This is a genomic window from Bacillus sp. REN16, from assembly GCF_020731355.1.
Lineage (GTDB): Bacteria > Bacillota > Bacilli > Bacillales > Bacillaceae_L > Ferdinandcohnia.
On sequence record NZ_JAJFZK010000030.1, the window covers coordinates 1 to 23,427 of the forward strand.

At 33.1% G+C, this 23,427-nt stretch carries 28 protein-coding genes; 22 read left to right on the forward strand and 6 right to left on the reverse strand.

The features are described from left to right. Window positions 1-262 precede the first annotated feature (262 nt). Window positions 263-613, forward strand: coding sequence for an MmcQ/YjbR family DNA-binding protein (locus tag LKW28_RS21475; RefSeq protein ID WP_229142464.1), 351 nt, complete (start codon window positions 263-265; stop codon window positions 611-613). Window positions 614-1,335: 722 nt separating this feature from the next. On the opposite strand, the gene LKW28_RS21480 is transcribed toward LKW28_RS21475, so the two are convergent. After that, entirely contained in the window at window positions 1,336-1,704 is a 369-nt protein-coding gene (locus LKW28_RS21480; RefSeq protein WP_229142465.1) for a DUF2750 domain-containing protein, read from the reverse strand. A gap of 502 nt (window positions 1,705-2,206) precedes the next feature. Between LKW28_RS21480 and LKW28_RS21485 the strand changes: the two genes are divergently transcribed. The 6 genes from LKW28_RS21485 to LKW28_RS21510 all read left to right on the forward strand — a co-directional run bounded on the left by LKW28_RS21485 (window position 2,207) and on the right by LKW28_RS21510 (window position 8,501). Further along, window positions 2,207-2,914, forward strand: a complete 708-nt coding sequence (locus LKW28_RS21485; protein WP_229142466.1) for a response regulator transcription factor — start codon at window positions 2,207-2,209, stop codon at window positions 2,912-2,914. A 10-nt stretch (window positions 2,915-2,924) separates the two neighbouring features. Beyond that, window positions 2,925-3,926: a sensor histidine kinase gene (locus LKW28_RS21490; RefSeq protein WP_229142467.1), complete on the forward strand. Its 1,002-nt coding sequence runs from the start codon at window positions 2,925-2,927 to the stop codon at window positions 3,924-3,926. Window positions 3,927-4,119: 193 nt separating this feature from the next. Beyond that, window positions 4,120-4,884, forward strand: a complete 765-nt coding sequence (locus LKW28_RS21495) for an ABC transporter ATP-binding protein (RefSeq protein WP_229142468.1) — start codon at window positions 4,120-4,122, stop codon at window positions 4,882-4,884. Further along, window positions 4,874-6,835: an ABC transporter permease gene (locus LKW28_RS21500; RefSeq protein WP_229142469.1), complete on the forward strand. Its 1,962-nt coding sequence runs from the start codon at window positions 4,874-4,876 to the stop codon at window positions 6,833-6,835. Before LKW28_RS21495 ends, LKW28_RS21500 begins: the two co-directional genes overlap by 11 nt. Window positions 6,836-7,000: 165 nt before the next feature. Continuing rightward, window positions 7,001-7,225: a DUF2651 family protein gene (locus LKW28_RS21505; RefSeq protein ID WP_229142470.1), complete on the forward strand. Its 225-nt coding sequence runs from the start codon at window positions 7,001-7,003 to the stop codon at window positions 7,223-7,225. A 574-nt stretch (window positions 7,226-7,799) separates the two neighbouring features. Further along, window positions 7,800-8,501 (forward strand): SAM-dependent methyltransferase, encoded by a 702-nt coding sequence (locus LKW28_RS21510; RefSeq protein WP_229142471.1) that lies wholly within the window; start codon window positions 7,800-7,802, stop codon window positions 8,499-8,501. Window positions 8,502-8,705: 204 nt separating this feature from the next. Here the strand turns inward: LKW28_RS21510 and LKW28_RS21515 are convergent, their stop codons facing one another. Next, window positions 8,706-9,152, reverse strand: coding sequence for an AraC family transcriptional regulator (locus LKW28_RS21515; protein ID WP_229142472.1), 447 nt, complete (start codon window positions 9,150-9,152; stop codon window positions 8,706-8,708). 217 nt (window positions 9,153-9,369) lie between these two features. Here LKW28_RS21515 and LKW28_RS21520 point away from each other — a divergent pair, with 217 nt between their 5' ends. The 7 genes from LKW28_RS21520 to LKW28_RS21550 all read left to right on the forward strand — a co-directional run bounded on the left by LKW28_RS21520 (window position 9,370) and on the right by LKW28_RS21550 (window position 13,221). Then, window positions 9,370-10,251 (forward strand): AraC family transcriptional regulator, encoded by an 882-nt coding sequence (locus tag LKW28_RS21520; RefSeq protein ID WP_229142491.1) that lies wholly within the window; start codon window positions 9,370-9,372, stop codon window positions 10,249-10,251. 29 nt (window positions 10,252-10,280) lie between these two features. After that, window positions 10,281-10,562: a hypothetical protein gene (locus LKW28_RS21525; protein WP_229142473.1), complete on the forward strand. Its 282-nt coding sequence runs from the start codon at window positions 10,281-10,283 to the stop codon at window positions 10,560-10,562. Between the two features lie 434 nt (window positions 10,563-10,996). After that, the gene (locus tag LKW28_RS21530) at window positions 10,997-11,314 is read left to right on the forward strand and encodes a PadR family transcriptional regulator (RefSeq protein WP_229142474.1); all 318 of its coding nucleotides are present in this window, start codon (window positions 10,997-10,999) and stop codon (window positions 11,312-11,314) included. Next, entirely contained in the window at window positions 11,311-12,039 is a 729-nt protein-coding gene (locus LKW28_RS21535; protein WP_229142475.1) for a DUF2812 domain-containing protein, read from the forward strand. The genes LKW28_RS21530 and LKW28_RS21535 overlap by 4 nt, the downstream gene beginning before the upstream one ends. A gap of 75 nt (window positions 12,040-12,114) precedes the next feature. Beyond that, window positions 12,115-12,414 carry a DNA-binding protein gene (locus LKW28_RS21540; protein ID WP_229142476.1) on the forward strand — a complete coding sequence of 100 codons (300 nt, stop codon included), beginning with the start codon at window positions 12,115-12,117 and terminating at the stop codon, window positions 12,412-12,414. Between the two features lie 343 nt (window positions 12,415-12,757). Continuing rightward, window positions 12,758-12,979, forward strand: coding sequence for an RNA polymerase sigma factor (locus tag LKW28_RS21545; protein WP_229142477.1), 222 nt, complete (start codon window positions 12,758-12,760; stop codon window positions 12,977-12,979). Between the two features lie 53 nt (window positions 12,980-13,032). Next, entirely contained in the window at window positions 13,033-13,221 is a 189-nt protein-coding gene (locus LKW28_RS21550) for a hypothetical protein (protein WP_229142478.1), read from the forward strand. 489 nt (window positions 13,222-13,710) lie between these two features. On the opposite strand, the gene LKW28_RS21555 is transcribed toward LKW28_RS21550, so the two are convergent. Both LKW28_RS21555 and LKW28_RS21560 read right to left on the reverse strand, forming a co-directional pair. Further along, complete coding sequence (locus tag LKW28_RS21555) at window positions 13,711-13,989, reverse strand: HU family DNA-binding protein (RefSeq protein WP_229142479.1); 279 nt, start codon at window positions 13,987-13,989, stop codon at window positions 13,711-13,713. Between the two features lie 516 nt (window positions 13,990-14,505). Continuing rightward, on the reverse strand, window positions 14,506-14,835 hold the full coding sequence (locus LKW28_RS21560) for a hypothetical protein (RefSeq protein ID WP_229142480.1): 330 nt from the start codon (window positions 14,833-14,835) through the stop codon (window positions 14,506-14,508). 141 nt (window positions 14,836-14,976) lie between these two features. Here LKW28_RS21560 and LKW28_RS21565 point away from each other — a divergent pair, with 141 nt between their 5' ends. From LKW28_RS21565 to LKW28_RS21580, 4 genes are all read left to right on the forward strand, one after another. Continuing rightward, entirely contained in the window at window positions 14,977-15,861 is an 885-nt protein-coding gene (locus tag LKW28_RS21565; RefSeq protein WP_229142481.1) for an AbaSI family restriction endonuclease, read from the forward strand. Between the two features lie 80 nt (window positions 15,862-15,941). Next, complete coding sequence (locus LKW28_RS21570; protein ID WP_229142482.1) at window positions 15,942-16,616, forward strand: SOS response-associated peptidase; 675 nt, start codon at window positions 15,942-15,944, stop codon at window positions 16,614-16,616. A gap of 172 nt (window positions 16,617-16,788) precedes the next feature. Next, the gene (locus LKW28_RS21575; RefSeq protein ID WP_229142483.1) at window positions 16,789-16,986 is read left to right on the forward strand and encodes an acetyltransferase; all 198 of its coding nucleotides are present in this window, start codon (window positions 16,789-16,791) and stop codon (window positions 16,984-16,986) included. 317 nt (window positions 16,987-17,303) lie between these two features. Next, the gene (locus LKW28_RS21580; protein WP_229142484.1) at window positions 17,304-17,513 is read left to right on the forward strand and encodes a hypothetical protein; all 210 of its coding nucleotides are present in this window, start codon (window positions 17,304-17,306) and stop codon (window positions 17,511-17,513) included. A gap of 206 nt (window positions 17,514-17,719) precedes the next feature. Here the strand turns inward: LKW28_RS21580 and LKW28_RS21585 are convergent, their stop codons facing one another. Further along, window positions 17,720-18,316, reverse strand: a complete 597-nt coding sequence (locus tag LKW28_RS21585) for a DUF6609 family protein (protein WP_229142485.1) — start codon at window positions 18,314-18,316, stop codon at window positions 17,720-17,722. 719 nt (window positions 18,317-19,035) lie between these two features. Here LKW28_RS21585 and LKW28_RS21590 point away from each other — a divergent pair. From LKW28_RS21590 to LKW28_RS21600, 3 genes are all read left to right on the forward strand, one after another. Next, complete coding sequence (locus LKW28_RS21590; RefSeq protein ID WP_229142486.1) at window positions 19,036-19,305, forward strand: helix-turn-helix domain-containing protein; 270 nt, start codon at window positions 19,036-19,038, stop codon at window positions 19,303-19,305. Between the two features lie 291 nt (window positions 19,306-19,596). Then, on the forward strand, window positions 19,597-20,655 hold the full coding sequence (locus LKW28_RS21595) for a hypothetical protein (RefSeq protein ID WP_229142487.1): 1,059 nt from the start codon (window positions 19,597-19,599) through the stop codon (window positions 20,653-20,655). A gap of 15 nt (window positions 20,656-20,670) precedes the next feature. Next, entirely contained in the window at window positions 20,671-20,985 is a 315-nt protein-coding gene (locus LKW28_RS21600; protein WP_229142488.1) for a hypothetical protein, read from the forward strand. A 357-nt stretch (window positions 20,986-21,342) separates the two neighbouring features. On the opposite strand, the gene LKW28_RS21605 is transcribed toward LKW28_RS21600, so the two are convergent. Continuing rightward, entirely contained in the window at window positions 21,343-21,672 is a 330-nt protein-coding gene (locus LKW28_RS21605) for a hypothetical protein (protein WP_229142489.1), read from the reverse strand. A gap of 1,401 nt (window positions 21,673-23,073) precedes the next feature. Here LKW28_RS21605 and LKW28_RS21610 point away from each other — a divergent pair. Continuing rightward, window positions 23,074-23,427 (forward strand): hypothetical protein (locus tag LKW28_RS21610; protein WP_229142490.1); only part of this gene is annotated, 354 nt, incomplete at its 3' end.

Genomic DNA, 23,427 nt, shown 5'->3' on the forward strand with positions numbered 1-23,427 from the left:
TTTAACTAGAACGGAAGAATGCGGGTTTGAGGTGGGGGATTTCGGAAGGGTTTATTTGTGTTGTACATAGGAGAGAAAAGAAATGAAGTCGGTTTTGTAATATTTCATCCATAATGTGGTAATGGAGTTAAGAGGAAAGAATTAATGCGTAACTCGAAAATGAATCTGGTTATAAATATTTAGAGTATATGGTAAAGTAGGCATGGGTTATTGAGATTGTGAAATAAGGATTGCATACTTCGATGTTGAAGGAGTGGAGAAAATGCAAACGAGAGAGGAAGCTATTAATTACTGTTTGAAATTGGAAAGCACTTATGAGGATTATCCATTTAAAGATAAGAATTGGACATTAATTCGACATAATGAAAACAAGAAAGTCTTTGCTTGGATTTTTAATAGAGATGACCATATTTGGATTAATCTGAAGTGTGAAGCCGGTTGGTTGGATTTCTATCGTCAGAATTACCCTTCTATTGTTCCTGCCTTCCATCTTAATAAAGATCATTGGAATTCCATTATTCTTGACGGTACCATTCCAGAGGAAGTTATATACGACCTAATTAGACGAAGCTATAATTTAACGAAGCAAAAAAGACTTGAAAGATGTGATTAGCGGTAAAGCCAATTTCAAATATATCTATGATAAAACACTAATTCAACACTATTACCCTATTGGAATAAGGATGTAGCAGTATCCCATACCAGAGCAGTAAGGAATCAAGACGGAACAGCAGGAGAAACAATATGAATAACTGATAGTTTTTAATCATCATCCAATAGTTTTTTCCAAGTCAACATCAATACATATTCAGGCTGGATCAAATATGGGTCCAGTCTTTTTTTGTGCTCAATTGCTGCCTAATCCCTTGTCCAGTACGGGTTCATAGCGTGTTCCAGTTGTTGCCCAGAAAGTTTTCTATACAGTTAGGAAGAAAAAGGAATAGAAGAGAGAGTGTGATGAGAAAAGAAAAAGAAGAATAAAGAGGGTTTATGGCTATTTAAAATATAGAGTAAAATGGAAGTGGAAACGTAAATATTGCGAAGGAATGTACTTAAAGTAACGAGGCTGAATAGTACAACAAGATTATGGTATATTTTGTAATTATTAGTAACGGATAAAAAGGGAGGTAAAAGAACTTATGGGTCCATTTTAACGGGAATCTTTAGGAGGACAAAACGGTTAAAAAACACCCAAAATCGCACATCTTTCAGCATATAATTATCATATTTTTTGGGTGGAAATACTTCAATAAAGGAGCACTAAATAGTGCTCCTTTTTGCATCTTTAATAATTTATAGGTCTTCGGACTATATGGTGGGACGATATTTACTAAATTATTTTTTTAATGTTTCTTCCAATTCTTTAAATAAGTCATACGGTTCTACTTCTACCCCAATCAACTTTACATTCCAGTTAACCCCAACCAACAAACCATCTTCATTCATTCCGTATAGCCAACTATTCATAAACTCTTCTAAAGGGCTAGATGCTGGTTTGTAATGGGACCATTCTTCAATTGCACATTGTCGTGCATATGCTTCATCAGACCAAAAAAGCATAACCTCTGTATCTTCATATTCGTTCGATTCGCAAACGCACCATCCATCTTCACTCTTTAATCCCCAAACCATATTACTTTCTGAAACTCTTTTTATAAAGTTTTCATATCGTCTTTTAGAATTTATAGTTAAATCAAAATCCATTACTCTAATCTCCTTTACTATTCCTAATCTACACTCTAAAAATGAACGGGAATTTTATGCTAATATTAATTTACCTTAGATACAAAATATCCTCTATTATTTTTTTAGTTTATTGGATTGCTTTTCTAACCATTTCGCTCTAGCCATTAATCCCCAAAGCCCAAATCCTATCGTAATGATTGTGAAAACAAGATATAACCAATTCATTTGATGATTCCTTTCTTTCTTAAATAAGAATACTTAATCATTAAATACATAATTCTGGAATCAACATACCCTACTTATTAACAATTATACCATTACAAGTAATACTTTTTTCTTCATCTTTCATTCTTTAATCTAAAAGCCACAAACTTTACGAAAAGAGCCTTTAGAAAAAAACGAATTTTATTTAAACCTACAATCCCTCAAATGGTCATAGTCATTCTCTAATTAAATGACTATTGTGTATGTTAGAATAAAAATAGGGTCTTTTTATTCTTGTAAAAAAGGAGAATCAAGAATGTACAAACTTATGCTTATTGAGGACGATAAGGAGTTAAGTAAACTAATTCAAGAAAATTTGGAACGTTATGGATATAATGTTTTTCAACCTGATAGCTTTTTAGAAATAGTAGATGAATTTACAAGAATAGAACCTAATCTCGTTTTGTTAGATATTAATTTACCTTATTATGACGGCTTTTATTTAAGCAGAAGTTTTCGTAAGCAATCTAATGTTCCAATCATTATTATCTCTGCTCGTAATCAAGAAATGGATCAGATTATGGCAATTGAGTTTGGAGCTGATGATTATATTACAAAACCATTTACGTTTGATTTGTTGCAATCAAAAATCAAAGCAACGATAAGAAGAGTTTACGGGGAATATTCGACATCGGATTCGATAAATACTTGTGTCGGTGAACTTTTTATAGATTCAAAAACTCTAACGCTAACTTATCAGGAGAAAAAAGTTGATCTTAGCAAAAATGAATACAGGTTGTTGAAAAAGTTAATGGATAATCAGAATAATTTTGTTTCGAGGGAAGAACTGATAGAAGAAGTATGGGACTCTGTTACATTTGTTGATGATAATACATTAACAGTAAATATTAGTAGAATAAAGCAGATACTTTCTGGATTGGGTTTTGAAGATATAATAAAAAGTAAACGAGGTGTAGGTTACATGCTTCTCTATCCCTCGCATATGGTAATTAGTAATGCTTAGGGAAATATTTTTGAAATTCATAAAAGACAGAACCTTACTTATTTGTTTTTACTTGGTAAACATGATTTGTGTTATTTCCTTTTTTCATCTAAGTGAGCCAATAAATTCAGAATTTTTATATCCTTTATCAATTGGGGTATTTTTATTATCCGTATACCTAATAATTGACTGGTTCCGTTATTATCAAACAAACCGGGCAATCGAACAAATGTTAAGAAATCAGTATGTAGAAATAGAGACGTATACGGAAGAACAGAAAGCATTTAGACAATTGCTAAATAAAACTTTAAAAGAACATACCAGTAAATATAATGAAATTTTAGAGCGAAATCAAGAGAGAGTATACTTTTTATCTCATTGGATGCACCATTTAAAAACACCAGTTTCAGTTATTGAATTAATAATTAATAATGGAGAAGTAATAAAAGAGACTGCTGATGTTTATGAAAAAATTTTGCAGGAAAATAAACGGTTACATACTTCAATAGAACAGGGTCTCACAATGATACGAATAGAAAAATTTGAAAATGATTTGGAGATAAAATCGGTAGATTTACTCGATTCATTGAGGAAATTGATTAATGGGAGGAAAAGAGAATTTATCTATCAGTCTATATTTCCATCTATTGAATTTCAAGGTAAGGATGCTTATGTTGTGACAGACTCCAAGTGGAATGAAATACTAATAGATCAAATCATTTCCAACGCTATTAAGTATTCTTGTATGAAACACGGGAGCAAGAATCTCATCTTTCATATCGAAAAGAATGAAAAATACATAACCTTATCCATAATAGATGAAGGTGTTGGCATCCCTCCGTATGACCTTGAGAGATTATTTCATCCATTTTTTACTGGAGAAAATGGAAGGAAAATTCCTAACGCTACAGGTATTGGACTATATCTATGTAAAAAGATTGCTGACAAACTTGGCCAAACGATTACTATACAATCCGAAGTCTCCAAAGGGACAACTGTAAAGATTCGTTGGATTGCCGGAACGGGACCTTAAACATAAACTATGATTAAATCATCAAATTGCCATTTATAATATATTTATATATTTCTCTGGATAGTTTTAAAATACCTTACAAAATTGTAAGGTATTTTTAGCATATACGATGGATGCAATTCTAACTATAACTTACGCTAATATTAGGATTTATGATTAAATAATCTACTTCATTCATGAAAGGAGTAATACATTGGCCATTTTAGATGCAAGTAATATTGTTAAAATTTATGGAGAGTTAGGTGGTGAAGGTTCAACAACTGCGTTAAGTGGAGTGAACTTTTCAATTAATAAAGGGGAGTTTATTGCAATTATGGGGCCTTCAGGCAGTGGTAAAACAACTTTACTAAATGTATTGAGTGGAATTGACAAACCTACATCTGGAGAAGTTACTATTGCAGGACAAGAAATAAGTGAAATCTCTGGGGATAAATTATCACTTTTTCGACGCAGACAATTAGGCTTCGTGTTTCAAGAATTTAACCTTTTAGACAGCTTAACAGTGAAGGAAAATATCATTCTACCCATGGTACTAGAAAAGAAAACAGCTTCCGAAATGGATGAAAGGGTTCAAGAACTTGCCCATCTCTTTGAAATTGAATCAATTCTAAATAAATACCCTTATAATATTTCAGGTGGACAGCAACAAAGAACTGCAGTAAGCCGTGCTTTGGTGAATGAGCCTAGTATCATTTTAGCAGACGAACCAACAGGTAATTTGGATTCGAAATCATCAACTGTAATAATGGAGTGTTTTGAAAGAATAGTTGAGGAACTTTCAACAACGGTCCTCCTTGTTACTCATGATGTTTTTGCTGCAAGTTATTGCAAGAAAGTTATTTTTATTAAAGACGGCTCTATACATTCACATATTGTGAGGAAAGGAAGCAGGAAGGAATTTTTAAATCAAATTATGGATAACCTCGCTATCATAGGAGGAAGAACGGATGTCTTTTAATCAAATTGTTTGGAAAATGGCAAAAGCTCATTACAAAAAGTATATCTTTTACTATTTATGCAACAGTTTTGCGGTTATGTTTTTCTTTATATTTTCGTCCGTGTATTTCAACCAACAAGTTGTTCAAGTTAAAAAGACTGAGTCGATTCAATATGTTTTAACCGTACCGGGGGTTGCTTTAATTGTATTCACTGTATTTTTTATTAGTTATGCCCATAGCATTTTTATTAAACGAAGGAAGAGTGAATTTGGACTTTTTATGACTCTAGGAATGTCTAACCGTGATATAGGTAAATTATTATTGTTAGAGAATGGTATCATAGCCTTTGCTTCACTAGCTTCTGGTATTCTGGGAGGAACTATATTTTCACGACTTTTCTTTTTAGTTTTGATGGGTAGTGTTGGGATACAGGGAATTTCCTTTCATTTAACCAGTAAAATGTTTCTGTATACGATAGTTATCTTTCTGTTGGTATTTTTAGTGGCAGTTGGAAGATCACTTTTTTTCGTACTTAAACAAAATGTAGTTCTCAGCTTAAAAAGCGATAAGATTGCAGAATCAATAAATATGAAAAGTCCTCTAATTGGTGTTATAGGTATGGCGATTGTCATCGGCTCAATTCTAGGATTATATTATACCTATACAGATCCTATTGCGGGTGGGGAATATTTACTTCTTTGGACACTATCAACAATGCTGGGATTGTACATGAGTATTTATCAGTTCACAAGTTTCTTCATAGAAATTGCAAAAAAGAATAAATCTTTTTATTATCGCAGACTTCTGTTACTGACAAGTCTGGATTATAAATTCAAACAGCTGACATCCATTCTTATGCTCGTGACTGTGATGATAATGGTGACGATATTGTATAGTACGATAAATTTGTTCACATATATGTTAGCTGAAAAGGATGCAATTGAAGGAAACCCGTATGATATTGCATTTATACAAACAGAAAATAAAAATAACTTAGGTAAGGAAGAACTTTATTCCATCATTGATCAAAAAGATAATCCAATTCAAAAACATCTGGTGATACCCATATATTCTCACTATCAAAAACAAACTTACAGTAACTTGACTAATGTTTATAGCTTTATGGCACTTGATCAATATAATAAATTAACTTCCAGTAATATGGAACTGCAGGATAAGGAATTTTTATATTATATAAATGATGACCCAAAAAACACGGATGGAAACGAATATTACCAAAATAACGCCTTTTCATTCCCAGATGAAAGTCGTCCCTATACACTAAAGGAAATAATTGTAGAGAAACACATCAATCTCATAAGTAGTGTACAGGACATAAATATTTTAAACAATTCTCAATTGGAGCAACTAAAAAATAGCTTAGACGTTTTTGAATCAAATATTCATTTAATTAATGTTGTCAACTGGAAAAAGTCAAGCGATGTTGTAGACAAACTGAGTGAAGAATTTAAAAATTACAATGAAACTACCCCGCCTATTAACGATATTCGAGTGGAGAATACATCGGAAGAATTTTTATTTCAAGTTGCATCTAAAGTAGAAGATTATAATCGTAACAAAAATTCTAATGGAATATTGTTCTATGTAACAACCATTTTAAGTGTTATTTTCTTTTTGGGATCGTTTATTCTTTTATATTTGAATCTTTTTTCAGAGATTGAGAAGGAACAAGAGAAGTTTAAAAAGTTAAATAATATAGGGATTACTAGAAAGGAAATAAAGCAAATTATATCAAAGGAAATAACAATCCTTTTCTTTTTTCCAACCATTGTTGGGACAACATTAGCTTTCCTTTTTATTGTTGCAATGGCAAAAGATATTGGTGGAGTTGTGGAAAATCCTCAGATACTACTTCACTTTTTAATCGTTACAGGTATATACCATTTTATACAAATGGGATTTTATTTATATGCAAGGAAGAAAATGTTTTTTAGTCTGACTCATGAATAAAACACTAATTCAATTAATTGCTGCAGATTGTTCAATAAGGGAAAGTAAATACGGAGATATGTTTTTTGTTAAAAGTATAGGCTGTTTTCGTAAATTTTTTGGCTTTTAGAAAATATATTAGTAGGGTTATGTATAAAATGGCATAATTTAGAGGGGGTAATAGATATGGAATTTATTTTGGTATTATTTATATGTCCTATTATTGTTCTTATAGCATCAATATTCGGTTTCCTTGTGGTAAGAAGATGGTTTGTAATGCCACTTTTAACTTTCATTGTGTTCGCCATCTTAACTTTCACTGTTTTCAATGAATCTTTCTTTGTTTGGGTTATAGTTTATACAATTATTTCAGTCATAGTCAGTTTAATAATGAAATTTATTAAGAAGTAATTTTGCTCTTCTTATTAGAGAGAAGAAGCAGTCAATAGACGGTTTTGTTCAACAGAGCAGCTACTTTTTCGCAAACGGTGCAGGTTTATTGAATAAGTAAAAGTTAAAGGTTGTGATTATTACGATTGAATTTTTCGCTATATCAGGATTTTATTTGTTGCCTATTTATTGTATTGTATTTTGTTTAAATCTGGTGTCATTGTTAAAGAAGATAAAGTATGAGGAAAATACAACTAAGAATACCCTATGGTTTACAGTTTCTTTTATACTAATTGTTTCAACCTTCGCTTCTCTTTCAGCTCTTGATTAAACCTATAATTAAAGGATAATTCTATTCAACTAACGTACTCTTAGTAGAATAAGCATAGTAGGATTAGGCTTGGAAAAAATAATTAAAAAGTAGAAAAAGGATGATTATTTTGAACAAGTTTTTTCCTCTTTTATTTAGGCTGTTTTGAACAAGGCTGTCGCTTCTTCAACTATTTGTTATTTAGTGAAAGAGGAAATGATAGATTATGTTTTTTTGGTAGTTATGGTAATATTAATTTAATTCTATACATTAGAGGTGAGTTAGTTGAGTAGAGCTGAGCAGAGTTCAAAGTTAGATTTAGAAAGAATTATTTTTATCGGAAGGTCATTTGAAGAGTATTTGGATATGTTTTCTCTTACGGTAGAAGCATTGAAGGGAAAGAAAATACTTGATTGTCCGGCAGGAGCTTGTTCTTTTACTGCTGCTAGTAACAAATTGGGCTTGGATGTAACGGCTTGTGATATTGCGTATTATTTTTCTGGTAAAGACTTAAAAAATAAAGGTCTTCAGGATGTAGAACACGCAATGCACAATATGGAAAAAGCAAAAAGTAATTATATATGGGATTATTTCAAAGATGTTGAAGATCTTAGAAACCATCGTTTAAGAGCTTTGGAAGATTGTACTGAAGATATGGCGAAATCAAGCGAAATGTATATCCCCGTGACTTTGCCTTCTTTGCCATTTAAGGATGATGAATTTGAAATTCTTCTCTCTGCACATTTTCTATTTATGTATGCGGATAGATTAGATTATCAATTTCACATTGAAACGCTAAATGAATTATTGAGGGTTACGAAAGAGGAAGTTCGTATTTTCCCTTTAGTTGATTTAGAGGGTAAAAGATATGAGCATTTAGAAAAGATAATAATTTATCTGATTGACAATGGTTATAGAGTTGAAGAAGTGAAAGTACCGTATGAATTTCAAACAAACGCTAATTCGATGTTAAAAATAAAAAAATGATAGTAAAAAGGGGCAACGTTTCTTCAACTAACGATTAGCGATTGTTGTATTGGAAAAACAATGATTTTTGTACGTAAGGGCAGTTTAATGAAAGAAGAACAAGAAGTTATCGGATTGATAAGCCACTTGTTCTTTTTTTATTTTTGCCTCTTTTGCTGATGATTAAGCATTGAACATACAAAAATTAAGCTAATCAAACTATTACTATTTTACAGGAACACATATTTCACAATAAGGGGTGTTAATCATATCACCAATGTACTTTTCCATAATTGGTTTGTTATCCATCTCATAACCATTCCTTTGAAGTGATTGAAAAATTTCAGTATATGCTTTTTGAATTTCATCTGCAGTATGCTTGACTTCGTAAACAAGATACTTTCCACCAGATAGTTCCCCTTCAAGAACGGAATCATCCACTTGATAATCATCTGGAAGTACAATGCTAGCATCAAATCTACAGTTTTCAGGCAGCGTTGTCTCAGGGTTATCTTGTGGAATTGCAAATAGGGTTGCAGATTCAAGTAGATTTTTCTCTTTAGCCCATTTTTTTAATTTCTCCATTACTTCAAAATTTGCAGGACCATATGGACCAACTCGTCGCACATAAGCGATACGATAGTTTGGAAGTGTTTCGACTTCAAATTTCATAGATTCCCTCATCCTTTCATCAATTGTATATATTTGGTACATTTCGAATGTAGCATGCTTTAAAAATATATACACATTAATTTTTAAAATTTATTGAAAAAATTTAAGAGAGTGAACTAGGATACAGATATAAATAGTATTTAAAGAGATTCCGCAATAATAATCAAAAAATTCCCTTTTGGTTTTGATACTCTATTTATGAAGGGAGGAGGCAGTCATTCAATACGAAGGGATAATTAATAAAACGATAAACTACATTGAAGAACATTTGCATGAATCACTAACGATGGATGATATAGCGGAGCAAGCAGGCTTTTCTAAATTTCATTTTCATCGAATTTTCCGTACAGCGGTTGGCATGTCCATAACCGAGTATATTAGGATGAGGCGTTTGGCAAATGCTTCAACGGCTTTGCTCTACACGAATGAAAGGATTCTTGATATTGCATTTCATTATCATTTTGAGTCCCAAGAGGCTTTTACAAGAGCCTTTAAAAAGTATTATCATTTGCCACCTGGACAATATCGAAGACTGATGTCAAATATGTTGAAAAAAGAGGAGGAATCTTATATGGATAAACAAGTAAAAGGATGGTTTTTAAGTGGTTCAGATCCGTTTAATTATGAAATGGGGATTGATCGTGAAGTAATACACCAAGGTAAAGCATCAGGCTATTTAAAATCTAAAACAGTTCTTGATTCTGCAAACTTTGCCACGATGATGCAGCAATTTAAAGCAAATAAGTTTATTGGAAAGCGGATTAGACTTTCAGGTTTTGTAAAGACCAAGGATGTAGAGTCTTTTGCTAGTATGTGGATGAGAGTAGATAACGCTTCTGATGATGTATTACAGTTCGACAATATGAGCGATCGTCCAATTAAAGGAAATACGAACTGGAATCGTTACTCTATCGTTTTAGATGTTCCTTCGGATAGTTCAATTATATCGTTTGGCATTATTTTATCAGGTCGGGGTCATGTGTGGGTGGATCAGCTTACTTTTGAAGAAGTAGATGAAGATGTTGAAACAACAAATTTAGAAATGCAATCGGAACTATTGGATGAACCATTAAACTTGTCTTTTGAAGAGGAAATCTAAATTATTGATTTCCGTAGGAGTGAAGCATGATGGAGATATTAAAGGATGCAATTACATTATTTGTTCAATTTGTAAATGAGGATCTACCTTTATTTTTCCTATATTCCTTAATAGCTCTCCCGTTTCTTTTGTTGATCTCAGAGATTTTCATACGTAAAGTGGTTAATCAGCCATTTACGGCAAAAAAAGAAGTTCTTCCTACCCTCGGATATTCGACGATTGGTGTTGTTATCTTTTTAACATTTTTTAAGCTGTTTATTGGGATATATATATGTATGACAACTTGCAAATACCGATATCCATATATATAGGACTTGGATTATTTTACTTAATACTTGTGACTTTAATAACGAAAACAAATGTTGTTAAGAAGAGAACGAAGTGAGAAAAACATGGATACCAGGGATTCCCTCACTACCAATCCAATCGGTATTACCAATAAAAATCAATACAAATTCAGACCGGATTGCTATTAGGATCCAGTCTTTTTCTTTTGTTCAATATCTTTTCAAACCCTTGTCTAATAAAGATTTTAGGCATTCTTTCTCTACTCTCTTCTTTCTATTCCGTTGCTTTCCACTGTTCGGTTGAGGGAATATTTGACATGACGGAATATTCGTACGATTCATAATGGATGTATCAAATTTGATATAGATATAGACACTTATATCACATTATGATATATTATTTTTAGATATATATGTCAGTTTATGATATATCTTAAAGGGATATAGAAGGTGATGGATTGAAGAAAACTGAGCAATTAACAGATTCAATGTTTTATATTATGGCTGCTTTAACTAAACCGAGGCACGGTTACGCTATTATGAACTTAATTGAAGAAACAACAAACGGAGCAATTACTATAGGTCCTGCTTCCATGTATACGATTATTAAAAAGTTATTAACACAAGAGTGGATTTATTTGCATGATGGATCAGATTCAAGGCGAAAAACATATCTTCTTACCGAAAAGGGCATGGAGGTATTAGAAGAAGATGTGAAGATAAGAAAACAGATGATTCAATTAGCGGAAACAGGATTGAAGGAGGCTGTAAAATGAGACAAACCAAGTATATTACGTCAGGTGGGTTAGCTTTTTCTGAGGAAAAGGACATGGAAAAATTACGCCAATTTTCGTTAAAAGGTTGGCATGTTAGTGATTTTAAGTTTATGGGGTATACACTTGAAAAAGATGAAAGCACAGATTATATCTACAGTATAGATTATCGTTCATTAAAAAAGGAGGAAGAAGAGGAATACTTTGACTATTTTTCGTCATCTGGATGGACGCATGTTACCTCAGAGGGAGATATTCATTTATTTAGGGCACATCCCGGTACAAAACCAATTTATACGGACCGTGACACGACGGTTGAAAAGTATAAAAATTCAAGTGGTTCCATGAAAAAATTAGCAATTCCGTTTGTTTTCACAACATTACTCCTATGGGTTGGAGCAATGATAAGTTCCGGTACCTTACAATCCATACTTCTTGGAGTAGCCACTATTCTTAGTATAATTGCCCTTCCAGCAGCATGGACTGTAATTGCAACTTACAGAAACAAATGGAAGGTAGAAGGAAGAGAAGGATTAGTCCATTTTGTAAGAGCAATACCATTCTTTGTCTTATTCCTTGTAGCTATTCTTTTGTTCCTTGTCGGTGCTAGAGACCCGGGACCTACAATTTACCTTTTAATATCAATGATGGTTGGAGCAATCGCATTCCCAACAGTTATTTGGGTTATCATGTCCCTTTATCATATGGTCCAAGGGAATCGAGATTAGAATGGATTTTGAATTTTTGACTTTGTTATCTAGAAAAAGTGGGAGAGAGCTGAACAAATAAATGGAGGGGATCAAATGGAAATAGAGGTATCTGGTTTAGGCACCGGTTTAATCTTGTTAGCTATTGGATTAGCCCTTATGGGATATTTTATTGGAAAAGGTTTGCAGAATATGGGTCATCCGGATAAAGGCCATTATTATCATCTTTTTATAAAAGAAAATGATTTGGAATTTTACCTTAATCTGAATAAACATGAGATTGAAGAATTATTAGAAAAACATCCCAATGCTCCTCAGATAGAGTTAAAAGGGACTATATATTATCCGTATAGACAATTTATGGAATGGATTTCTTCAAATAAAGACTTTAAATAAAGGGCTTTATGCAACTATTCCGTGTTTATTGGATATAGAGATTGCTCAATGAAGAAAAAAATAGAAGCTGTGAACAATGAGGGAGATAGTCGCAATGGGGGAGAAAAAACTTAAAATAAAAAATAGCAATCGACTGTTCTTTTCCGAACTTATCGAACGTTACCAAGACCAAGTGTACCAAATTTGTTTTTATATGATAGGAAATCGAAAGGAAGCTACAAAGGTAGCTCAATCAGCATTTATAAAGCTGTACTTAAACATGGGGAGTTATGGTTTCGACAAAATTTCATCTAGGTTGTTCCGTATTACTGTAGACTTGGTTTTTGTCAGGTTGCAATAGGAAATGGCAAATCAACCGTTTAAAACAGAGATATTTAAACCATTGACACCAAAGAGAGAAATCCTAGAGCTAACACCGAATAATCGCTTAGCTATTGTTTTAAAACATATTTTAGGTATGTCTGTCCAGGAAATCAGTGAAGTTATGCAAATCTCTGTTTCTAGTACAAAAGAGAAAATCTATAAAGGTCGTGAGGAATTACGGAAAGAATTAATTAAGAAGTGATATCTTATTAAAATGTGCTTCACACCAATGGAAAGAGAACAAGGAGTGATAATTTGTTTGATAAATTGAAGGCATACATTTTAGTTGCAGCAGGAACTATGGTAGGAATTATGATTGTGAGCACCATCCGAAACAGCGGAATAAATTGGTCATTAATTGGTACTACATTCGCTTTATCAATCTTATTGTTCATTTCTGTATTGCTTATACGTATGGGAGCAAAAAGAGTAGATAATGAGTAAAATTGATCTTTAATGGAATTACATAACCGGAAAATTAACGGGGTAGGTCATTTACGGATTAAATAATCCTTTCTTTGTTATTCCCAAAAATCGTAAGTGCATATGATAAAATATTAAAAGATCAATTATAAGATGGGTGAAAAAAATGATGAGATTAATGTTTATCCTAGCGATGTTATGTATTCCCATTTTCGCTTACTTTGAAAAAGGGGCTACTGGAGTTCTGCTTTCTTTATTATTCATATTTCTTGCAGCGTTTTTTAGTAAGCCTAGATTTAAGAAAAAGTGAAAAATTAGACTTAAACAAACGGGGAGCTTTAAATTGATAGCACCTTATTTAGAATCGACCTTGTTCAACTAACTGGCTTTAGTCGAACAATATAATTTAAAGTTTGCTATTAAAATAGTCTATACTTGAATATCATCAAAGTAGATCAAAATAAAAAAGTGATGATGAATCATCACCTTTTTGTATGTAGTAAGAGTAACTTATTTACCAGCCACAGCATCCTTTAATTGCTTTCCTGGTTTAAATGCAGGTACTTTTCCAGCCTGGATTTCAATTTCTTCCCCAGTTTGTGGGTTACGTCCTTTACGGGCTGCACGTTCACGAACCTCAAAGTTCCCGAAACCAATTAGCTGAACTTTATTTCCATTTTTTAATGCTTCCGAAATACAATTAAAAACCGCATCGACAGCTTTGCCAGCATCTTTCTGAGTCAGTTCGGAGGATTGAGCCACTTTACTAACAAGATCAGTTTTATTCATTGATAACACTCCTTTAAAATACGCTGAGCCCGTATAGGGCATATCTCAGTTTTACCATATCGTACATATGTTCACAAGTTTTAAATAGAAATTTTACTTCAACTAAAGGAGTGTTATATACAGCATCAGCAAATCATGTTCCAGTCCCATTTTCAATCATATTTTCAATCTTCGGTATCCACAAAGACCTTGTCCAGTAATAGTTTTGGTTTTTTCTTGGTGTATGAGTAATACCTAGGAAAGGTTACTGTCCGTAACCATTATTGGTAAGAGCTTAAGGGATTAATAAACAAATAGTAAAGTACTGAATTGCTATTGGATTAAATCCGAAATTATATTGATTTAAGAATGGACCAAAAGCAACAGGGATAGCCACTTTTAAAACACATAAATTTTAACTGATCAAACTCTCACTTCAAGTAGTTACTCATAGGTCCGTGATGGTAACACGAGATTCTTTCTATCATACAAATCGGTTCATTCATGTAAAGACTATGGGTAAAGGATTCTAGTCTACTACTCCTCACTTTTGACCACAGCCGCCAATTCAAATGAAATCTTACCTTTGGAGACTTTATCCAAGTGCCACCACCATTCTGTTAATGGTTCATTCGATAAAGAAAAGTCGTAAATTCCCTCAAGGTGTTTTGACATCCTCTTTGCATTGCTTATTAACGCTAAGTCATGATTAATCAGTTTAACTTTTTCGTCATTCGAAAGTTCATGAATTACTTTTTCCAATCCACTTCGTATGTGAAGCATATAAACCGATTCAAAAGGACTTATTTCAAAATCGTCTACATAGCTCCCGTACATTTCAATAATTTCACTGTTTTTTAATAGCATTAGAACACATCCTTTTGGCAATGAGGTAATTCAGTGTTTTATTGGTTAAATTATACTATGGTGTAATATGATAGTCATAACACTAACTGTGTTCGAGGTGTGGTTTGTAGCTAAAAGTAGAATTATTTGGGAGGTGTAGTGATGAACAAACGTGATTATTTAGTAAAGACCTTTTCACGTACTAAAAGAAAAGATTACGAGAATTATATTTTGACTGCTATTTGGCATAAATTAGATGACATGAATCTCAAACCTGTTAGCCAGCAATACGTTAAACGCAAAAATGGAACTCATGCTTTGATGGATCTATATTTCCCACAACTACACATTGGAGTAGAGGTGGATGAGGCATACCATCAAGGAAATCAAAAAGAAGATAAACTTAGAATGGATGATATAATTTCTGCAGTTAATGAGGAATCTATCAAGGATTTCCATTGCCTTAGAATAGATGCTACCGAATCGTTAGAAAACATAAATGAAAGAATCAGTGAGATTGTAATGGTTATCAAGGATAAGGCTTCAAAGACTACATTGGGGTGGCAGACATACGCTGAGGAATTACAGCAATTGAAACAGCAAAAGCATATATCAATTTATGATGAAGTCTCGTTCATGGATATAAAGGATATCGCAAATACTATATTTGGAAAGAGCTCTAAGAGATATCAACGGAGTTTTTTCAAGGTGAAAGATAATATGTGGTTATGGTGTCCTAAACTTTCCATTACTGTAAATGGCGATGCTAGATCAATAGCTGGAGGTTGGCTTAATTTCTTGGCAGAGGACTGGTCATATATTGATGAATCTCATCTGGATGATGCAATTGTCGAGGAGAGAAAAGAAAACTATATGGCGGAAGTTAATTTTGGGCGTGAAAGGGCTGTGTTTGCAAAATACAGGGACAATCTTGGCTTTAATAGATATAGATTCGTCGGGATTTTCAAGATCCTAGGTGTATCACCCGAAAATGAGAGTTGTATCAGATATGTACGTGTGGCTGATAAGGTGGAAATTGTAAGGTAGCCTGTAACGCTTTACAACGTCTTAGAAGCTCATTTTGAAGGATAATAAAGTAATAGAAATTTAAAAATGAGGTGAATACAATGTGTGGACGTTTCACGTTATTTGCTACTTACGAGAATTTAATTAGTGAGTTCGATATTCAGCAAATATTTAATGAAGCGGATTATGAGGAAAGCTATAATATCGCACCCACTCATAGTATCGTTTCTGTTATTAATGATGGAACAAAAAATCGGATGGGTTATTTAAAGTGGGGACTTATCCCTTCATGGGCAAAGGATGAAAAGATGGCATCGAAAATGATCAATGCACGGTCAGAAACGGTTGATGAAAAGCCGAGCTTTAAGAAATCATTTTATCAAAGACGCTGCATCATTCCAATGGATGCTTTTTATGAATGGAAACGTGATGGGAAATTAAAGAAACCGATGCTTATAAAAATGAAAGATGATTCCTTGTTTGGAGTTGCTGGCTTATGGGATAGTTGGGCTGCCCCAACAGGAGAAAAGGTCCATACTTGTACAATTTTGACTACACCACCAAATGAATTGATGGCGGGAATTCATGATCGTATGCCGGCTATTTTATCAAAAGAACATCAAAAAGAATGGTTAAACCCACGAAATCAAGATAGGGAACAATTAAAATCTTTATTAGTACCTTTTGCAGCTTCCAAAATGATGACATATGAAGTTGGGAATAAAGTTAATTCCCCAAAGAACAACTCAGTAGAACTGATTCAGCGAGTTGTTTAAGTTAATATGTTGCTGTTACTTCAGAAAGATGAATTATTTTAAAATATAAGGTTGTTAATTCATATAACTTTCAAGAATATCAAAAAAGTAAAAAGATTTGCTGCAAAGAGATATAGCAGGGGGATAAGGGGTATTACAACAACTTCTCCTGACTTGGAGGGAAAGCTCCTTCATGGGTGATAAAGTTTGTCCAAAATGTAATAGTGAGCAAATTGAAAAAGGAATTATTAGGGCAGGGAATGGTATAGTTCACATGTTTCCATTTAACAATTTAAGGAGCAAGTCATCTCCAATCACCTCATCATATTGTGCAAATTGCGGTTATATATTAGGCTTATATGTTGAAAATCATGAAAGGTTAAGAAAATGAGAAGGCAGTCTGCTCAATTTGTCGTAGGAGGAGAATCAAAGAGATTCACGAGGAGAAGAAGTTCTTGTGGTTCCATTGGATTGGATTAATCGAATGGGAGAATACTATGCGGCTCAATATGCTAATCGGTGCCTTGCTTGGCTTTACAATTGTTTTTATAATAATTAGTTTTTGGAAAAACGACTTTGATTGGAGTTTCTGGATATTTATGTTATTAGGCGGGACTATTGGACATTTGGGGATAGCCTTTCTAACTCGTAAAAAATAAAGGTATTTTTGCATTTCAATTTTATGGATACGTTGTTGGAGGTGTAGCAATGAAACGTTGGTGGTATTGGCTGTTTAGTGCAACACTTTTCGGATTCATCCTTATAACCCGTGGCCTATTTTCCTCTTATCAATTGGAGGGAGAGCATCCAGGTTCATTAAATGAATCTTTATTAAGCATTTGGTGGGGCTGTATTGCTGTTTTAGGAGTATTATTATTTCTTAAATGGATAAGCGAAAAGGCCGTTAAAAGTTGTTAATTTTTAATGCCTTTTTACTTTAACTTTACATATTTTGGGTTCTGTTGAGGATTCTGAAAATAGTTGTTTTTTAATGTTTGTTGAGAATCTTTATTACAACTAGAGGAGTGTTATATACAGTATCAGCAACCAAAATTTGATTTTTCAAAGAAAAAGGCTGCTGTAGCAACCCTTTGTTCAAAAAATCTACACGTTTAATAAGTGATTTAAACGCTTGGCGTTTGGGAATCAACATTGTTTAACAATAACGGATTTTTGGAGAATAATAATATGATTCCAAATAACACCTTAATCCCTACATCTACGAAAGCGAAAACTGCAAAATTTACTGTTGGAAATAACATCCCAATTATTGCGTTTACAGAAGTAAGAAAAGCAAGCGGTAACATAATTTTCCCGTGAACAGTGGCAAAAGGAATGAAGTGAATACCGATGGCTAAAAAAGCACCTAGCCAAATCATTCGATAATTGTGTGAAGCAAAAAATGGACCGCCGATACCGACCAATAAAATAAACATTAGAACGATAGAGGCATTGGTCATATTTTTTTGAAATTTGCTATGTGAACCGAATGCAAGTCTCCTATAAACCCTTTTGTTAAGTAAGATGAGGGCAAATCCAAGAAAATAACCAACATCAAATATCGGCATGTTAATCTTTTGAGTTCCACCAAATATAGTGCCTATGAGTATTACTGCTGAAACCCATATTAGCCATAGTCCACAGACTCTCTTTGAAAAGAAGGTTAGTGGTTGACCTTTTACATACCCTAACCCATTTAGTATCCCTGAAATAACACTCATCCCCTCACATGGAAATTATTTTCTATCCATTTTATTATATATCGTAGGGGGTTATCAGTTGAAAACTTTTTAGCGATTAATTCTTTTTCCAAAACCTTCACGTTAGCTTACGCACATTTTTCCGAGCACGGAAAAATGCTTTACGCTGATTTTCGAGTCCGATTCAGTCCATCAAAGAAGTTGAAATCTACTCAAACTTTAATATTCCTACTTAGTCAGTACCCGACCAGTAGGGAATCCGGGAAAAACAGGCAACTAAAAGGCAATTATGTAATGATGATTCCACCGTTTTATGAAACGCCTGTTCAAATATAAATCAATACAAATTCAGGCTGGATCCAATAGTAGGTCCAGCACTCCTGTTTCTTCCGAAATGCCCTCAATTCCTTGCCCAAGGGTTTTAGCTACCTTCTTCCCTGCTTCTTATTTCTATTCCGCTGGTTTCCACACTGTTTAAATCCGTAGGATGTACACAGACACGGGGGTACCAGACTTTTCCGGGAACATATTAATATTAGCCAAATATTCGATACGGCTTGTTTCTTTCCTATTTGAATCATTACGTCCCGATAATTATTAAAATACTATTTCCTATAGTAAATGGAAACTTTTTATTTTGTGATAAATAAAGGTGAAATATTTTGGTAACTTATTCCATGTGGTGGAATTTGGAATACAAAGGGTTTTAGTAAGTCATATTAATTTCCAAGAGGTTCAATATGGGTTCTTTGGTTAATAACCTCAATAATAAAAAGGGGGTGTTCAAAATAAAAGATTTAATGGACTTAATGGAGCTTTTTGAGGAATATCGTGTGCTGTCAGGTCTAAGTATGACTAAATTGTCTAATTCGGTTGGGATTGATGGATCATTCTATTCAAGGCTAGTAAATGGAAAAAGGGCATCAATAGATGTAATTAAAGCTGCAACTGTGGCAAAAATTCTTAATGTACCAGAAGAAAGTTTTTTAGATGCAATTGGATATTATTAGAAGTTAAATCCGTTATGTGATTAGAAAAACAGATGTTACTGTGAACAGGTGATAATGCACATGAGATCTATATTGATGTTTATGATGATGATTTTATGTAGGAATTCCGACAGTAGAATAGCGGTAAGCCAAAATGTTATACACGTCTCTTTGTGATTTAAGGTTTCATAAGAAACGAATACACAAAATGTCAATTATTTTTATTCTAAAAAGCCCCAAATGAAATTATAGGATCTGGCTGATAATTATAAGCTAGGTTAATTAAGGTAATTACTTGGGAGGGTATAGAAAGTGAGTAAGGATAAAGCAAGAAGAGAAACATACTTGAAAATTCATAGCAAACTATTTCCCGAACATCTAAGTAAAATAATTGGCGAAGAAATTGTCGAATCCTCAATTAAGTGTGAATTGCGTATGTTTAAATCTGATGTGAATAAGAATGGAAAACCAATAGACTTATATGGAATCACACGGGAACGAGGTATTAAAGTTTATGTTGAGTTTCAAATAGGTCCTTCCGATATATGTAATCACTTTGAGAAAAAAATAAAACCGATAATCCAGAACATCCAAGATGGCATCGTAATATGGGTAGCAGCAGATTTTAAACCAGGTCATATAACCCTGGTAAAGGAATTGTTAAAAACGTATCCTTATAAACTGATAAATTTCTATGCAGTTCAAATAAACCCTAGGGTTTTAGATTTACTTAGCCATTTTAAGCGGGGAGACGATTTACATGTTTATTATCAACTTGATATGATTAATCGAATTGGACTGCCTCCGTTATCGTTAGTTGATGATTTTGCTTTGCAAAATCCACCAACATATATAGCTATGCCATTCAAGGAAGAAGAAAACACTTATTACTTTTCAAATTGCGTTGATGAAAATAGGTACCTCTTGACTAAATTACGGAAAGTAATCAATTACTATTTGAATTTTCATACTGAAAAAGAATCAGTAGTAAATAAGGCATTAAGAGTTTCTGCGGGAAAAGATTCAATTTATTATGATGCCACAGTTTGTGATAATGCAGGAAAGGGATTTGTAAAAATTTGTTTCGGTAAAAGTTATAGTAAATGGTACCAGACCTTTAAAACCAATAACAATATATTAAAGGAAAGAATTAGCCCAGATATTTATTTTAATGATGGTAAAAGAACGATAAGCTATTATTTGCCATCCAGTCTAAATAATATCCCTGAAGTAGTTGATAATCTTATTGAAGTTTATGAAAGGTTTATATTGTTCTTCTCACCTTTTACATATGGTAGAAGGAACCCAACAGAAATCCTTAACTTTAATTTTGACCATTATAATAAAAGTTTATTCAAGAATACGCATTAATGGGGGTAAAAGGAAATGGCTAAAACTAATTACGTGGATTCGTCAGATTTGGAGAAATTTGAACAAAAGATGCTCAATAAATTGGAATTAAGTGTTGAAAGTTTACAGGAGCGATTCGATACCTTGGAAGAGAATTCAGTAGATTTAAAGGAAGTTATAAACCAGATTGCAAATAGACAAACCAGACTTGAAAATACCCTGCTTGAACTGATTCATCATAATAACGAGTACGTTGGCAAGGGTTCAATCATGTTAAATGACCGTATTACATCTTTTCAAGAGGATACAGGTATCACTTTCAAAAATCAAAGTCAGGACTTATTGGGCTGAAATTCTTAACAATTATCAACCAAGAAGTCCCAAGACGGATAAAAGCAGTGTTATGATTGTATCTTAGTATCTTCCTATCTTATTCTAGTTCCCCTAGCTAAAAAGTTCTTCCCAACTGCTTTTTAGTTGGTTTCCAATCGGCAAAGAATCAGGAAGAGCAGCGGGAAGCTCAATATGTACTCAACCGTGATTCAATAGTTTTTTTAAAACAATACTCAATATCATTTAGGGCGATCCATTAGGTTCGTCCTTTTTTTGTTTTTCAAAAATTAGGGAACCTTTTTCCAATAGGTCTTCAGTCAAAAATCTTTGCCTTTCCGGTTGTTTTCCTTATATTTAGAGCAGAAAACGCTACAATTACTTCTCTTCACTTTGTTTTTTTCTTACCTGTTTTAAAGCATCTATGTAATTCTCTTCTCCTTCTTTCTCCAGGATCTTTAAAATTACTTGATCATCTAAATCGGTATGTACTGCCAATTTGACAAGTATTCTAAATTTGGCTTCCGTTTTCCCATCTTCAGATCCATTCTGATGCCCTTCACTATATCCTGTTAAGTAACTATCTTTTATTTGATTCTGTATATTTTGCAAAAGTTGAGTGGTAGATTCCTTGGATTTTTCTGTGAATTTATCATAAGCTCTATTCAGGCTCAAGGAGTACATTAATTCATCAATGTTGTTGTCCATTATTTTACCTCCAATATTTATATGATGTTTAAAGGAGAGTTCCCATTGGGGAACCCCTCCAGGTCCAAATCATTATTTTGTCGTAGCATTTTAATATGAATGCCGATATCAATAGTATAGCATCATGCACCCTCATAATTCACAATATAGTATTCATCCTAAAGAGACATGCACAACTCAATGATTTTAGCGAAAACCACATCTAACCAACGAAACGTAGATGGCGGAAAATTCCTTGATATTCTTGCTTCCAAACTGCAGCTCGCCATGTTCAACTATATTACAATTGTTTTATCAAGAAAGCACGTGCTTTTTCTTTACTCTTTTTAACCCAAAAGTTAAAAAGAGGAATCGCAAGGGGGGTGGTTCTTTATTAGGCTGTCTCTATTTAGATTTCAGTTGCAAAGATTAATCAACCTATCAGTAGGGGGGGAATACTTTGTATTTGTCAGGGGAATATTCAAACGACTTTTTAACCGAAAAGTTAAAAACAAGAGTAAATATTGTGCCATTATTTATTCATATGAAAAGGGGATTTACTCAACTTTGATTTTGATGATCAATGTTATACCTTTATTTCTGAACAAGTATCGGATAAGGTTCTAAGGTGTTATTGTCTGTACAAATCATAAAATATTGGTGTTAACATTTGTTGACATTAAGCCCTGAATTAAGACTTCCATTTAAAGGACAAACCCAACACTTTTCCTTTAATTATCGCCGGTATTTCAATGTTTTTATAAAGAAGTGTTAACACTTTTAAAATAGCAGAAAAGTGTTGAGTATCCTAATATCAGTGGGTTTTTCAGTGGAAAAGTATTTGACTGTTCAATATTAATAAAATATACTTCAAGCTAACAGAAGATTTGTATTGTGGTACGAAGGTATTTCAACAGTGGACCTTCAAGCCTGTTAAACCACTTAGATTAACATATACTTTATTTGATATCTTATAGATATAGATTTTTGAGGATTTTGCAAGGATAAAGATGGCTATGAGGATAAAAATGTTGAAGTAAAAGTAGGGATAAGTATGAAAAGAAATACCTTATTCAATAAAAAATCTATAGGGTTCCGAAAACTCGTATCTTACTAATGGATACGAGTTTTTATATGCCTGCAATTGTTTATAGTCAATGGGACAAATGAAAGGGGAGGGGTAAGCGTGTGGCTTATAATTGTTTCCATTATAGCCATTATTATTGTTATATCGTTAGGTACAGTTGTTACAGCGATTATTTGGAAATCGAGAACCCAGAAGTGACGTTTAAGGAAAAAATGTAAAAGAAGGAAACCCCGGAATGAGTGAAGGATTGCCTTATAGTATTAGTTATACCTAAAATATTTGACAAATGATCAACTTAAATTGATTGTTTTATAGCCATTTGGGGGAGATGAAATTTGCAAATATACGGAGGAAGAGCCGGATATAATTTCGTGAGTTTTACTGGAGAAAGGTTCCAGTCATTATCACGATTAAAAAACAGGGAAATCTCTACAGAAGTAAAACTGAAAAAGGGGAGCAAGAAAATAATCAAGATTCTTTCAAAAATACCTTTTGTCCGTTCCTTCTCCACGATATTGGAACTTATAATCGAAAATTGGAAAAGGTTTATATTAGTGTTAATCGTTTTGTTGTTGATAGAGGTTTCATTAAATGGAATGACAAACTCTTATCTATTACATACTGTTAATGACATCATGAAATGTCCAGAAAATGACGAGATATTTTGTCCTCATTTTGACGGAAACCCT

What these genes read in the sequence shown, in the direction of transcription:
- LKW28_RS21475 (WP_229142464.1), top strand. Translation starts at nt 263, where the DNA reads ATGCAAACGAGAGAGGAAGCTATTAATTACTGTTTGAAATTGGAAAGC.
- LKW28_RS21480 (WP_229142465.1), bottom strand. Translation starts at nt 1,704, where the DNA reads ATGGATTTTGATTTAACTATAAATTCTAAAAGACGATATGAAAACTTT.
- LKW28_RS21485 (WP_229142466.1), top strand. Translation starts at nt 2,207, where the DNA reads ATGTACAAACTTATGCTTATTGAGGACGATAAGGAGTTAAGTAAACTA.
- LKW28_RS21500 (WP_229142469.1), top strand. Translation starts at nt 4,874, where the DNA reads ATGTCTTTTAATCAAATTGTTTGGAAAATGGCAAAAGCTCATTACAAA.
- LKW28_RS21505 (WP_229142470.1), top strand. Translation starts at nt 7,001, where the DNA reads ATGGAATTTATTTTGGTATTATTTATATGTCCTATTATTGTTCTTATA.
- LKW28_RS21515 (WP_229142472.1), bottom strand. Translation starts at nt 9,152, where the DNA reads ATGAAATTTGAAGTCGAAACACTTCCAAACTATCGTATCGCTTATGTG.
- LKW28_RS21525 (WP_229142473.1), top strand. Translation starts at nt 10,281, where the DNA reads ATGGAGATATTAAAGGATGCAATTACATTATTTGTTCAATTTGTAAAT.
- LKW28_RS21535 (WP_229142475.1), top strand. Translation starts at nt 11,311, where the DNA reads ATGAGACAAACCAAGTATATTACGTCAGGTGGGTTAGCTTTTTCTGAG.
- LKW28_RS21540 (WP_229142476.1), top strand. Translation starts at nt 12,115, where the DNA reads ATGGAAATAGAGGTATCTGGTTTAGGCACCGGTTTAATCTTGTTAGCT.
- LKW28_RS21545 (WP_229142477.1), top strand. Translation starts at nt 12,758, where the DNA reads ATGGCAAATCAACCGTTTAAAACAGAGATATTTAAACCATTGACACCA.
- LKW28_RS21555 (WP_229142479.1), bottom strand. Translation starts at nt 13,989, where the DNA reads ATGAATAAAACTGATCTTGTTAGTAAAGTGGCTCAATCCTCCGAACTG.
- LKW28_RS21560 (WP_229142480.1), bottom strand. Translation starts at nt 14,835, where the DNA reads ATGCTATTAAAAAACAGTGAAATTATTGAAATGTACGGGAGCTATGTA.
- LKW28_RS21565 (WP_229142481.1), top strand. Translation starts at nt 14,977, where the DNA reads ATGAACAAACGTGATTATTTAGTAAAGACCTTTTCACGTACTAAAAGA.
- LKW28_RS21570 (WP_229142482.1), top strand. Translation starts at nt 15,942, where the DNA reads ATGTGTGGACGTTTCACGTTATTTGCTACTTACGAGAATTTAATTAGT.
- LKW28_RS21575 (WP_229142483.1), top strand. Translation starts at nt 16,789, where the DNA reads ATGGGTGATAAAGTTTGTCCAAAATGTAATAGTGAGCAAATTGAAAAA.
- LKW28_RS21580 (WP_229142484.1), top strand. Translation starts at nt 17,304, where the DNA reads ATGAAACGTTGGTGGTATTGGCTGTTTAGTGCAACACTTTTCGGATTC.
- LKW28_RS21585 (WP_229142485.1), bottom strand. Translation starts at nt 18,316, where the DNA reads ATGAGTGTTATTTCAGGGATACTAAATGGGTTAGGGTATGTAAAAGGT.
- LKW28_RS21590 (WP_229142486.1), top strand. Translation starts at nt 19,036, where the DNA reads ATGGGTTCTTTGGTTAATAACCTCAATAATAAAAAGGGGGTGTTCAAA.
- LKW28_RS21600 (WP_229142488.1), top strand. Translation starts at nt 20,671, where the DNA reads ATGGCTAAAACTAATTACGTGGATTCGTCAGATTTGGAGAAATTTGAA.
- LKW28_RS21605 (WP_229142489.1), bottom strand. Translation starts at nt 21,672, where the DNA reads ATGGACAACAACATTGATGAATTAATGTACTCCTTGAGCCTGAATAGA.